Source organism: Janthinobacterium psychrotolerans, assembly GCF_001677885.1.
In the GTDB taxonomy this organism is placed as follows: domain Bacteria; phylum Pseudomonadota; class Gammaproteobacteria; order Burkholderiales; family Burkholderiaceae_D; genus Janthinobacterium; species Janthinobacterium psychrotolerans.
The window spans coordinates 178,867-191,574 of the sequence record NZ_LOCQ01000056.1 but is presented as its reverse complement, the minus strand read 5'-3'; the positions used below and the strand labels follow the sequence as shown (position 1 = coordinate 191,574).

At 64.7% G+C, this 12,708-nt stretch carries 11 protein-coding genes; 10 read left to right on the top strand and 1 reads right to left on the bottom strand.

Going from position 1 to position 12,708, the window contains the following annotated elements; all coding sequences use genetic code 11:
- The first annotated feature begins 80 nt into the window (after positions 1 to 80).
- From ASR47_RS14985 to ASR47_RS14940, 10 genes are all read left to right on the top strand, one after another.
- Positions 81 to 1,025 carry a DUF535 family protein gene (locus ASR47_RS14985; protein ID WP_065308578.1) on the top strand — a complete coding sequence of 315 codons (945 nt, stop codon included), beginning with the start codon at positions 81 to 83 and terminating at the stop codon, positions 1,023 to 1,025.
- Positions 1,026 to 1,116: 91 nt separating this feature from the next.
- The gene (hemB, locus tag ASR47_RS14980; RefSeq protein WP_065308577.1) at positions 1,117 to 2,091 is read left to right on the top strand and encodes a porphobilinogen synthase; all 975 of its coding nucleotides are present in this window, start codon (positions 1,117 to 1,119) and stop codon (positions 2,089 to 2,091) included.
- A 60-nt stretch (positions 2,092 to 2,151) separates the two neighbouring features.
- Complete coding sequence (locus ASR47_RS14975) at positions 2,152 to 3,507, top strand: MBL fold metallo-hydrolase (RefSeq protein ID WP_065308576.1); 1,356 nt, start codon at positions 2,152 to 2,154, stop codon at positions 3,505 to 3,507.
- Between the two features lie 52 nt (positions 3,508 to 3,559).
- Positions 3,560 to 4,069 carry a peptide-methionine (S)-S-oxide reductase MsrA gene (msrA, locus tag ASR47_RS14970; protein WP_065308575.1) on the top strand — a complete coding sequence of 170 codons (510 nt, stop codon included), beginning with the start codon at positions 3,560 to 3,562 and terminating at the stop codon, positions 4,067 to 4,069.
- A gap of 13 nt (positions 4,070 to 4,082) precedes the next feature.
- Complete coding sequence (locus ASR47_RS14965; protein ID WP_065308574.1) at positions 4,083 to 4,898, top strand: helix-turn-helix transcriptional regulator; 816 nt, start codon at positions 4,083 to 4,085, stop codon at positions 4,896 to 4,898.
- Positions 4,899 to 5,045: 147 nt separating this feature from the next.
- Positions 5,046 to 6,401, top strand: a complete 1,356-nt coding sequence (locus ASR47_RS14960) for an MFS transporter (RefSeq protein ID WP_082988943.1) — start codon at positions 5,046 to 5,048, stop codon at positions 6,399 to 6,401.
- A 14-nt stretch (positions 6,402 to 6,415) separates the two neighbouring features.
- Positions 6,416 to 8,095, top strand: coding sequence for an FAD-dependent oxidoreductase (locus tag ASR47_RS14955; RefSeq protein ID WP_065308573.1), 1,680 nt, complete (start codon positions 6,416 to 6,418; stop codon positions 8,093 to 8,095).
- Positions 8,092 to 8,301, top strand: coding sequence for a hypothetical protein (locus ASR47_RS14950; RefSeq protein ID WP_065308572.1), 210 nt, complete (start codon positions 8,092 to 8,094; stop codon positions 8,299 to 8,301). Before ASR47_RS14955 ends, ASR47_RS14950 begins: the two co-directional genes overlap by 4 nt.
- A gap of 89 nt (positions 8,302 to 8,390) precedes the next feature.
- Complete coding sequence (locus ASR47_RS14945) at positions 8,391 to 11,084, top strand: polysaccharide deacetylase family protein (protein ID WP_065308571.1); 2,694 nt, start codon at positions 8,391 to 8,393, stop codon at positions 11,082 to 11,084.
- Between the two features lie 2 nt (positions 11,085 to 11,086).
- The gene (locus ASR47_RS14940) at positions 11,087 to 11,464 is read left to right on the top strand and encodes an immunity 22 family protein (RefSeq protein ID WP_065308570.1); all 378 of its coding nucleotides are present in this window, start codon (positions 11,087 to 11,089) and stop codon (positions 11,462 to 11,464) included.
- Here ASR47_RS14940 and ASR47_RS14935 read toward each other — a convergent pair.
- Positions 11,461 to 12,648: a DNA-binding transcriptional response regulator gene (locus ASR47_RS14935; protein WP_171898946.1), complete on the bottom strand. Its 1,188-nt coding sequence runs from the start codon at positions 12,646 to 12,648 to the stop codon at positions 11,461 to 11,463. The genes ASR47_RS14940 and ASR47_RS14935 overlap by 4 nt on opposite strands.
- Positions 12,649 to 12,708 lie beyond the last annotated feature (60 nt).

The window sequence follows — 12,708 nt, the reverse complement described above, 5'->3', positions numbered from 1 at the left end:
CACTGCGGTGCAGCCGCCTGGTCCGGGCTGCTCGCGGCCGAGGCCGCGCATTGACAGACGAGCGCCGAAGAACCGTTTCCATGACTTCCTTTATCGCCGGCCTGACGCCACAGGCGCCACCCGCCTTTGACCGCGAAGGCCACCAACTCAAGGCCTTGCTGGGCGCCCTGGTGTTTCCCCGCCAGCGCGCGCGCTGGCAAGCTTTTATCAACGACACGCCCGGCATGGCCGCGCTGGCGCAAGAGCATGCCTGTTTGCTGTACAAGATTTATCGCCCCTACGCGCTGCGCGGCGCCGGCTGCGCCGCCCGCGTCACCCTGCTGCAAGGGCATTACCGCTTTTTATGGCAGGTGGGCGCGCGTCCGCTGGTCGAATACGCGGCGCGGCGCGCGCTGGTGCTGGCCAGCGTGGAAGGGCGCGACGGTGCCCTGTACCGGCTGCAGCTGACCGCCATCCACGAAAGCTATCGCGAAGGCGAACTGTGTTTGCGCCTGACGCGCGACGGCGAACCGCTGTACCTGGCCAGCTTTTTGTTCCGGCCGCACCGCGCCGGCGCCAGCGTGCAGCTGGGCGCGCTGCAAGGCTTGCGGTCAAACGCCGGTGCGCAGGCCGTGCGCGAGGCCACCCGCGCCTTGCACGGCTGCCGGCCGAAGAACCTGATGGTGGCGCTGCTGCGCGACCTGGGCGACTTTTACGGCTGCCGCCAGCTCGAACTGGTCAGCAACGACAACCGCATTGCGCTCAATGGCCGGCGCCGGCGCCACATCTCGTGCGACTACGACCTGGCGTGGGAGGAGCTGCATGCGCTGCCCGGCAGCGATGGCAATTACCGGCTGCCGTGTACGCCGTGCCGCGAGCCCGACCTGGCCGAGGTGCCGTCAAAAAAGCGCGCCGATGCGCGCCGACGCGGCGCCATGCTGGTGCAGCTGGCGGCCACCATGCGCTGGCAGCTGTCGGCCCTGCGCAGCGTGCCCGCCGAGGGGGCGGCCGGCGTGGCGGCGCCGCGCCTTGCCGCCGTTTCTTGAGGCAGGCGCGGTTTTTTGAGGCCTGCCCGGCGCAGCTGGCGCGATGGGCGTATACTTGCGGCGTCTTTCAACCAGAAAAGCCAGTCACCCCATGCCAGCAACTTTCCCTACTTCGCGCATGCGCCGCTTGCGCGCCAACCCGCAATTGCGTGAATTGTTCCGCGAAACCGAGATCAATCCGCGCGACCTGGTGTTGCCGATCTTCGTCGACGAAGGCGCCAGCGATTTTGTCGACATCAAGTCCATGCCCGGCGTGCGCCGCATCCCCGAAGCGAAGCTGGCGCAGGAAGTGGAGCGCTATGCGCGCGCCGGCCTGCGTTCGGTGATGACCTTCGGCATTTCGCACCACAAGGACAGCCACGGCAGCGATACCCTGAACCCGGACGGGCTGGTGGCGCGCATGTCGCGCATCATCAAGGACGCCGTGCCCGAGATGGTGGTCATGTCCGACACCTGCTTTTGCGAATACACGGACCACGGCCACTGCGGCATCCTGCACGGCGACACGGTCGACAATGACAGCACGGTGCAAAACCTGGGCAAGCAGGCGGTGATCGCCGCCCGGGCCGGCGCCGACATCATCGCGCCGTCGGCCGCGATGGACGGCCAGGTGGCGGCGATCCGCAGCGCGCTTGACGCTGCCGGTTTCCACGACACGCCAGTGATGGCCTATTCGACCAAGTTCGCCTCCGGCCTGTACGGCCCGTTCCGCGATGCGGCCGGCAGCACCCTCAAGGGCGACCGCAAGACCTACCAGATGGACCCGATGAACCGCCGCGAAGCGATCCGCGAGTCGCTGATCGACGAGGCCGAAGGCGCCGACGCGCTGATGGTCAAGCCGGCCGGGGCCTACCTGGACATCATCCGCGACCTGCGCGAAGTGACACGCCTGCCGATCGGCGCCTACCAGGTCAGCGGCGAATACGCGATGATCAAGTTTGCCGCGCAAGCCGGCGCCATCGACGAGCGCCGCGTGGTGCAGGAAACCCTGGGCGCCATCAAGCGCGCGGGGGCCGACATGATCTTCACGTATTTTGCGATGGATGTGCTGAACAATCCATACTAAGCGTTATCGGGCGCGCGCCATTCTGGGCTATCATGGTGCGCTGCCTTTCCGGATATTTTTATGCCCCTTAAAATCTCCCGCATCCTGCATGCCGGCTATGTCTTCGACTGCGACGGCACCGCCATCGCCTTTGATCCCATCGTCGAAAATCCGTTCAGCCGCAATTGCCACGCTTTCCCGGACGTGCGCTTCGACCTTGACCAGGTGCGCCAGCTGCGCCTCGATGCCGTGTTTATCTCGCATTTTCACGACGATCATCTGTCGCTGGAAAGCCTCGATTTTCTCGACCGCGCCACGCCGATCTACCTGTATTGCATCTTCGACGAACTGTTCCAGATGATCCGCACTTTGGGCTTTGAAAAAGTCGCGCGCCTGCGGGTCGATGTGCCGGTGCGGGTGGGCGCGATCGAGGTGATACCGCGCCGCGCGCTCGACGACGATGTCGACTCGCTGTTCCAGGTGCGCGCCGCCGGCGTGAATGTGCTCAACGTGGTCGACTCGTGGATCGGCCCCGAGACGCTGGCGCAGCTGGCGGCCCTCGGGCCGTGGGACATGGTGCTGTGGCCGTTCCAGACCATGCGCGAAGTGGCCGTGATCGCGCCCCGGCTGGCCGGCCCGGCGCGGCCCACCTTGCCCGACGACTGGCTGGAGCAATTGCAGGTGCTGGCGCCACGCTATATCGTGCCCAGTTCCTGCCAGTTCGTGCAGGAGGACTGGTCCTGGTATAACCACGCGATGTTCCCCGTCACCTACCGCCAGTTCGCGCGCGAGGTGGGCGCGGCGGTACCAAAGGCCAGCGTGCTGCGGCTCGACCCATCGGTGTCGGTACTGCTCGATGCCGATGGCTTGACACAAGCCGCGCCGCTGCCGTGGGTGATCCCGGTGGGGGCGCAGGAGATCGATTTTGACTATCGGCCTGGCCTCGCGCCGCCGGCCACGGCCGACATCGCGCGGCGTTTCCCGGCCTTGAGCGAGGCGGAGGCGGCGCTGGTGCTGGACTTCTGCCGCCATGGCCTGCTGGAGCGCTACCGCGACATGGAGCTGTTCGAGGACAGTTACTTTCAGCAGCCGCGTTTGTGGCGCTTGTCGCTGTACCGCCATGACGGCGCGGCCACGGTGCTGCACTACCGCCTCGATGGCGACCTGATCGACCTGGTGCCAGCGACGGATGAGGCGCCATCGTGGACCACCGATGTGCCGCTGGCGAAATGCCATGCGGCGCTGGTGCTCGGCGAATCGCTGACCTCGATGTACATTCGCATCAACGACGCGGCTTTTGATGACGCCACCCTGGCCGAATTGCGCGAGGCCGATATCACCGACGATCCGCTGATACGCTGCCTGTTCAACGATGCCATCGGCGCCTACCAGGCGGCGCAACTGAAACGCCTGGGCTACTGTGTGGACACGCACTGAAGAAATCCGCCGGACGCGGTAAGATAGCTTATCTCTGAACAAGGACAACACCATGGCACATAAGACTGAAACCGCAATCCTCGCTGGCGGCTGCTTCTGGGGCGTGCAGGACCTGCTGCGCCGCTATCCTGGCGTGGAAGCGACGCGCGTGGGCTACACGGGCGGCGATGTGGCCGACGCCACTTACCGCAACCACGGCACCCACGCCGAAGGCATCGAGATCACGTTCGACCCGGCCGTGATCAGCTACCGCCGGCTGCTGGAATTGTTTTTCCAGATCCACGATCCGAGCACCGAAAACCGCCAGGGCAATGACCGCGGCACCAGCTACCGCTCGGCCATCTACTACACCAGCGAGGAACAGAAGCAGGTGGCCGAAGAGACCATTCGCGACGTCGACGCTTCCGGCCTGTGGCCCGGCAAGGTGGTGACGGAAGTGGCGCCGGCCGGCCCGTTCTGGCAAGCCGAACCCGAGCACCAGGATTATTTGCAGCGCCTGCCACACGGCTACACCTGCCATTTCGTCCGTCCTGACTGGGTGTTGCCACAGCGCCAGCAGTAGGCAAGGAGCGGCCATGCGCTACTGGCGGGTCGAACGCAAGTCTTCGGAAGGCCAGCTGGACCTGGGCCGCGCCTTTGACCTGATGAGCGCGATCGGCCATGAGGACGTCAACGCCATGGCCGGCGCCATCCTGAAAACCGTGGCCAGCGCGGCGCCCATCGTCCAGTGCACCATCTTTGCCTATGAGTTCGGCAACCGGCCGCGCACGGTGGCCGTGGCCGACCGGCGCGGCGGGCGCTTTTTGCAGGACATCGCCGACAGCTACGCGCGCCACTACTATGCGCTTGACGGCAACCAGAGCGTGATCGCGCCAGCGTCGTCCAGGCAGGATTGCGCCATCGTGCTGCACCAGCAGGCCAGCGATGAAATCGCGCATGCCGGCTACCGCGCCGCCTGCTATCAACGGCCGAATGTCTCGGATCGCCTGTCGCTGCTGGTGCAGCCGGCCGGCGATATCTGGCTGTCCGTCAATTTCTATCGCGACAGCGCCCAGGGCCAGTTCGGGCCCGGCGAAATCGCCGCCATCGAAACCCTGGCGCCGCTGTTCGCCCACGGCGCGCAACACCATTACCGCCTGAACGGCCAGCCGCTGCAAGGCGCTGGTCCCATGATGCTGGCCAGCCTGCGCCGGCATTGCCCTGACCTCAGCAAGCGCGAACTCGACGTGCTGCGCGGCGTGCTCGAAGGCTTGACCGCCGTCGAGATCGCTGACGCCATGGGTTTGCAGCCATCGAGCGTGATCACCTACCAGAAGCGCGCCTACAAGCGGATGGGCATTTCCAGCCAGCGCCAGCTGTTTGCGCTGTGCCTGGGGCCGCAGGCGGCCTGATTCCATCTACGCCTTTTGAACCAGTGATGTCCCCAAAATGGGGACAAGCAAAGCCGTAGGCGTCTGCATACTGTGTCTCAAGCCGGGATCACCCGGCAGCTCCGCCGATAAAAACCAGATGGCGGGCACACTTCATGGAGACACCCTATGGCCAACGCCACCCATCCCGCCCATTCCGCCAGCTTGCCCATCCCGGACGCGGCCACCGCCGCGCTGGAACAGCAGGTGATCCGCAAGGTATCGCGCCATTTGCTGTGGTTTTTGTTCCTGCTGTTCGTGTTTTCCTTTCTTGACCGCATCAATATCGGCTTTGCGGGCCTGACCATGATGCAGGACCTGGGCTTGTCGGGCACCCAGTTCGGCTTTGCCACCACCTTGTTCTATATCGGCTATATCGCCTGCAGCATTCCCAGCAATATCATCCTGGCGCGCCTGGGCGCGCGGCGCTGGATCGGCTCCATCATGATCGCCTGGGGCCTGGCCTCGACCGCCACCATGTTCGCCACCAGCCCCGCCAGCCTGTACGTGCTGCGTTTCCTGGTCGGCGTGACGGAAGCGGGGTTTCTGCCCGGCATGCTGCTGTACCTGACGTTCTGGTTTCCGAGCAGCTACAGGGCGCGGGCCAACGCGCTGTTCATGATCGCCATGCCGGTGACGGCCGCCGTCGGTTCGGCGCTGTCCGGCCTGATCCTGGGCATGGACGGCCACTGGGGCCTGTCTGGCTGGCAATGGCTGTTCCTGCTCGAAGGGCTGCCGTCGGTGCTGCTGGGGCTGGCCGTGTATGGTTATCTCGACGATGCGCCAGGCAAGGCGAACTGGCTCTCCAGGCTGGAACAGCAGGTGCTGGGGCGCATGCTGGAGGCGGAAAAGCCGGCAGTGCCGCCAGCCGCCAGCCTCGCCAAACCGTCCGTGCTGGCCGAAATGTGCTCGCCCACCGTGCTGAAATTCGGCCTGGCCTACTTTTGCCTGGTCAATACCCTGGCGATGGTGGCCGTCTGGACGCCGCTGATCGTGAAAAGCTTCAATAGCGGCGCCAGCAACACCACCATCGGCTTGCTGGCCGCCATACCGCAGGTCTGCACGGTGATCGGCATGATCGCCTGGGGCCGCCGCTCGGACCGCCTGCAGGAGCGGCGCTGGCATATCGTCTGGCCGATGCTGCTGTCGGCGGCGGGCTGGCTGCTGGCCGCGTATTCGGGCAACCCCATGGTGCAGCTGCTGGGCATCTGCATGGCCTCGACCGGCGCCTATACCGCCATGTCGGTGTTCTGGACCACGCCCGATGGCGCACTGAGCTTTGCCGCGCGCGCCATCGGCATCGCCGTCATCAACGCCACCGGCAATATCGGCTCGGCCCTGAATCCGGTGGTGGTCGGCTGGCTGAAAGACTATACCAACAGCTTTGCCACCGGCCTGCTGTACGCCAGCGCGCTGCTGGTGGTGGGCGCGGCCATCGTGCTGACCTTGCCGATCGCCCGCGGCAGGGCAAAGCAAGCCATTTGAAAGGAATCATCATCATGACACCTGAATTTCAAGCGTACCCCCATGTGCCCAGGGTTTATCCGCCTGGCAAGCCTGCCGGCGCGGGAACCCAGCATGTGCCCGTATTGATTGTCGGCGGCGGCCCGGTGGGCCTGGCCACGGCGCTGGGCCTGGCCCGCCACGGCGTGCGCTCGGTGCTGGTCGAGGCCGACGATGGCGTGTGTACCGGCAGCCGCGCCATCTGCATTTCGCGGCGCAGCCTGGAAATCATCGAACGCCTGGGGGCACTGGACGGCTTCCTGGCCAAGGGCCTGCCCTGGGCCGGCGGGCGCAGCTTTTACCGCGACGAGGAAGTGCTGCACTTCAGCATGCCGCAGGATGCGCACCAGAAGCTGCCGCCGATGGTCAACCTGGCGCAATACCATATCGAACAGTTTCTGCTCGATGCGGCAGAGCGGCATGCCGAACTGATCGATATTCGCTGGCAAACAAAAGTCACGGCGGTCGAACAGCGCGGGAGCGGCGCCGGCCTGACCCTGGCCACGCCGGATGAAACGTACAACATCGACACGGACTGGCTGGTGGCCGCCGATGGCGGGCGCAGCGCGGTGCGCGAGGCGCTGGGCCTCAAATTGCAGGGCACCAGCTACGAAGGACGCTATGTGATCGTCGACATCCACCTGAAAAGCAGCCGCCCGACCGAACGCCTGGCCTATTTCGATCCGCCGTCCAATCCCGGTTCGACCGTGCTGGTGCACAAGCAGCCCGACGATATCTGGCGCATCGACTACCAGTTGCGCGACGACGAGGACGCGCAGGCGGCCGTGCTGATCGAGAACGTGGCGCCGAGGGTGGACAGCCTGCTGGCCATGATGGGCGAGACCGCGCCCTGGCATCCGGTGTGGATCACCATCTACAAGGCCAATGCATTGACCCTGGAAAAATACCGCCACGGCAGGGTGCTGTTCGCCGGTGATGCGGCCCACCTGGTGCCGATTTTCGGCGTGCGCGGCGCCAACTCCGGCATCGACGACGCCGACAACCTGGCCTGGAAGCTGGCCCATGTGGTGCAAGGGAAATCGAGCGCTGCCTTGCTGGACAGCTATTGCGACGAGCGCGTATTTGCCGCCCATGAAAACCTGCGCCACGGCAGCAAAAGCACGGAATTCATGGCGCCGCCCACCTTTGCGTTCGAACTGATGCGCACGGCCGTGCTGGGCCTGGCCGGCAAGCATCCGCAAGTGCGCTCGCTGATCAACCCGCGCCAGACCAGTGCGATTGCCTATGCGCGGTCGCCGCTGAACGCGGCCGATACGGATGAATTTTTGGCCGGCCCGGCGCCGGGCAGCGTATTGCCCGAGTGTCCGCTGGCGCTGCTGGACCATGGCACGCGGACGGCACGGCACATGACCGACCTGGTAAACCTGGGGCAGGGCGGCTTTGTGGGCCTGTATTTCAGCGACGATGGCGCCGTGCCGGCCGAACTGGCGGCTGTGCCCGGCGTGACCATGCTGGCCGTGGCGCGCCAGCCCCTGCAGGCGGCCGGCCTGTGCGCCTGGGACCATACGGGCCAGCTATTTTCCCTGTTCGGCGCGCGCCACGGCAGCTTTTACCTGGTGCGTCCCGACGGCCATGTGCTGGGGCGGTGGCATGAGGCGGCGGCGGCGCATGTGCGCCAGGCGCTGGCAACGATATTGACCAGGGAGGCAGCATGACCGACATCGAACTCGATAATCTTTACACCGAGCTGTGCCACACCATGGGCGGCATCGGCGAACCACGCGCGCCCTTGTTCCTGGCCCGCTTTGCGCTACTGTCCATGAGCGCCATCGGCGACGCCGCCACCGTGCGGCGCTTGCTGTGCGAGGCGGCAGCCGATCTGGCGCCGGCCACACCTGTCGAAGGTGACTGTCGGAAATAAATCGAACGGTGCAAGTCGCTGGCGTGCTCTACAATTACGGATCAAGCAAGTTTTTGCAGAACTCCGTAGTTGAAGGGAACCCCCCAGTCGTGACTTCCAAACCGATCAAGATAGCTGCCACTCTCGTGGTGGCCCTGGCCGCAGGCGCCGGCATCCATGTTTTTACCCGTCCCGCCACGCCCGCCCAGCCGTCCGCCGAGGCGGTAGCACAGGATGCCGCCGCCAAAAAAGCCAGCAGCGACGCACTAGCGGTTGCCGCCCAGCTGCGCGAACTGCTGGCCAATTTCCGCAAGATTATCGTGCTGCTGGCCGACGAGGACAGCCTGCCCGAAGGCGCGCGCGACGAAGCGCGCAAAGTGGGCCAGGCGTTGTTCCATGACAACCAGGAGCGCACCGCCAGGCTGGACGCCATGCTGGACCAGCTGATGGCGCCCGGCAACGCCGGCCGTTTTGACGCCGTCGACGGCCTGCTGGCGTATATCGAATCGGACCCGGGCCTGTTCGATGCCGACCGCCTGGCCTTCCGCGAACTGCTGCAGGGCTTGCTGGCCGACGTGGCGAAAGACGGTTCCTTGCCGGCGATCAAGCTGCACAAGCGCATTTCGGAAGACCTCGACGCGCTGGCGGAAATCGAGCGCAATTACGAAAAAGAGATACGCCAGATCTTCGGCACCATGGGCCAGCGCGCGATCGAACTGAAACGCGAACGCTGGGACGACTACGTGGCGCAGCTGAAAAAACTGTACAACCGCGAGCAGATCCTCAAGGAAAACGGCATCGTCATGCCGTACACCAAGCCGCCGGCCGGTTCCATACCGGAACCGAAACCCGCCGTAAAGAAGGAGGATGCGGAAATCTTCGGCCTGAATTTGCCGAAAAAAACCATCGTGCTGACCTTTGACGACGGCCCGCACCGCCGCTACACGGAAGAAATCAGCGCGATTCTGAAACAGTATGGCGTGCCGGCCGTGTTCTTTAACGTGGGCCGCAATCTGGGCAGCCTGGACGCGCAGGGTCACGCCAAACTGAACGCGGGCGCGGAAGTAAGCCGCAAGCTGATGAAAGAAGGCTATGCGGTGGGCAACCATAGCTTCACCCATGCGCAATTGTCGAAGGAAACCGGCGACAAGCTCAAGGGCGAAATCCTCGGCACCGACACCTTGCTGAAAGCCATCAGCCCGGACCGTGCCGCGCTGTTCCGCTTCCCTTACGGCGCGCGCAACAGCGAAGGCATGGCCGCGCTGGCCGACGCCCACCTGAAATCGGTGATGTGGAATATCGATTCGCTGGACTGGGCCGACCCGGTGCCGAGTTCCATCACCAACCGCGTGCTGGCCTCGGTCGACAAGGCGGGGCGCGGCATTATCCTGTTCCACGATATCCACGAACGCACCGTCAAAGCCTTGCCGGCCATCCTGGACCGCCTGGTGGCCGAAGGCTATCAGTTCGCCGGCTGGGACGGCACCACCTTCAAATCGGCCAAGGGCGAGGCGCCAGCGCCCGAGAAAGTGGCCGTCTCGACCGGCTACGCCAATTCCTGGGCGGTGGTGATCGGCATCGATGACTACGCCAAGTGGCCCAAGCTGCAATATGCGGTGCGCGACGCGCAAAGCATCCGCGAAACCCTGATCGACAAGTTCGGCTTCGCGCCCGAGCGCGTGGTGACGTTGAAAAACGCGGAAGCGACGCGCAACAATATCCTGGCCGCCTTCCACGACAAGCTGGCCCATGGCGGCGTACAGAAGAACGACCGCATCTTTGTTTTCTTTGCCGGCCATGGCGCCACCCGCAAGCTCAGCTCGGGGCGCGACCTTGGCTATATCGTGCCGGCGGACTCCGATCCGGCGCAGTTCGCCACGGACGCCATCCCGATGACGGAAATCCAGAATATCGCCGAAAGCCTGACGGCCAAGCATGCGCTGTTCGTGATGGACGCCTGCTACAGCGGCCTGGGCCTGACCCGTGGCGCCGGCAGCAGTTCCTTCCTGCGCGATAACGCCAAGCGCATCGGCCGGCAAATGCTGACGGCCGGCGGCGGCGATCAATTGGTGGCCGATGGCGGCCCGAACGGCCACTCGGTGTTTACCTGGACCTTGTTGCAAGGCCTGGCCGGCAAGGCCGACCTCAACGGCGACGGCCTGATTACGGCCACCGAACTGGCGGCCTACGTGGCGCCGGCCGTGTCCAGCGTGTCGAACCAGACGCCGGCCTTTGGCAGCCTGCCGGGCTCCGAAGGCGGCGACTTCGTGTTCGAATTGCCGGGCGAGACGGAATTCCTCAGCCCGAACACGACGCAATTGTCAACCGAGGCGATCGCCATGAACAGCAAGCTCGACGCCAAGCCGGCGGCGGCCAGCGTGACAGTCAAGGACTTGCAGGGCGGCGAGCAGAAGATCGTCACGCCAGGCGCCGTGCCCAGCACCACGCGCCAGCTGGCGCAGCGCGCCAACGACCGCGGCTTGCAGCACTACAAGGAAAAGCAGTACGACCTGGCTGAGGCGCAATTTACCGAAGCGCTGAAACTGCGGCCCGACTTCGCGCTGGCCGCCAACAACCTGGGCTTTGTGTTCTACAAGCAGGAGAAATACCGCGAAGCGGCGCGCTGGTTTGAAAACACCGTCAGGATGGACCCGTCGCGCGCGATCGCCTACCTGAACCTGGGCGATGCCTACTTCAAGGCGGGCGACGGCGCCAAAGCCAAGCAGGCCTATAAAACCTATCTGGAACTGGCGCCGACGGCGTCGACCGCGCCGGCCGTGCGGCAGAAGATGGAGAAGCTGTAAGCATGGCGGACGCGGCCATCGTCCATGTGTTTACAGCCAGCGGGCGCTTTGCCAGCCGCGCAGCGCTGCAAGCCTATCTGTTACCCGGCTACACGGACGATGGCGACCTCGTGCCGTCGGCCTTTTGCCGGGAGACAGGGCTGAGCGAATATGAACCGGCCTGCATCGAAAGCGAGCTGGCGCCTGCGCCACAGCCCCTGGAACAGTTGCTGCAGGGCGTGTCGTATGGCGGCAGTTGGCTGGCGCAGGCGGTCACCGATGCGAACGGCTTGCTGGCCGATACTGGTGTATGCGTGTATGCGCCGAATCTGCTGGCCCATCCGGCGCAATGTACCTTGGCCTACTTGGGCGCCTATCGCTACAGTCCTGTTACTGGCTAGCGCTCCTCGCGTACCAGACGGTTGACTTCCGCCAGCAAGCTGGTGCCCGAGGTGGTGATCAGGCGCGCGCCGGCCGCTTCGGCCTCCCTGCCGTAGCTGGCGGCGGTATCCTTGCTGCAATAGACGAGGATGGGCAGTTCCGGCAGGGCCAGCTTCATTTCCCGCACCGTGCGCACGCCGGCGTCCTTGATGCGCTGGCCGCCTTCCAGGCGCGCCATGTCGGTAATCAGCAAGGCGTAGCGGTTCTTTTGCAGCATCGCTTGCGCCTGGGCCAGCGACTGCACCAGGTCCACATTGATGTTTTCGCGCACCAGTTGCTCCACCAATAAAGTGTTGTTGCGCGGGTGGTCGTCCAGCCACAGAATGCGCACTGCGGGTTGTTGTGCCGGTTGCAAACCTGCCAGCGACGCCACGGCCGGTTCGCCATCACCGGCCGTGCGCGCCAGCAGCAGCTGGGTCACCGCTTCCTGCATGTCTTCCAGCGACTTCTGCTGCAAGCGGCTCAGTTCCGTCACTTCGATTTCCCTGCCGCTTTCCAGCCGCACAGACTCATTCTTGACCAGGCTGTCGGCCCGCTTGATCATGATGGACAGGTAAATGCGCGTGAGCAAATAGCCGATCAAAAAGCCGTGGACGGAAAAAAACAGCATCACGCCGCCCACCACCGCCTTGCCGGTTGCCACATCGATGGCCAGGCTGGGCGCGATAAACGCCGCCACGCCTTGCGCCGTGGCGGGCAGGCTTTTCAGTTCGATCAGGCCAACGCCGACGATGATCTTGGTCAGCCAGTCCGACACCTCCACCAGGTTGGAATTGATTTCCATCGGCGTAGGCGTACCGAGAAAAATGGTATTGCTGGCGCCGGCCGCCGCTTCCATGGCGGCCGGCTCGTCGCCGCTGCGGCGCTTGCCGTTGCTGCGCTCTTCGGCCGGCGGCATATTGACGGTGCCCGATGGCAGGCTGCGCGGGATGCCGAACAAAAAGCCCAGCAGCATGCCGCTGACACAAAAGCCCAGGCTCCACAGCAGGGCCGGCACGGCGTGGTAATACGGCGCAAACAGGGCGCCGGCGAGTACCGCCAGCAGGCCGGCCAGCAAGATCGACAGCAGGATATACGGCAGTACATCGCGCTTGGCGGGCATCATGCGCCTGGCGGTCCTGGTCGCGCTGTCGGTCTGGTCCATGGTCATTCCCTACTGGTCAGAAAAGCAAAATTTTGAATCCAGCACGCAAGTTGCTGCGTA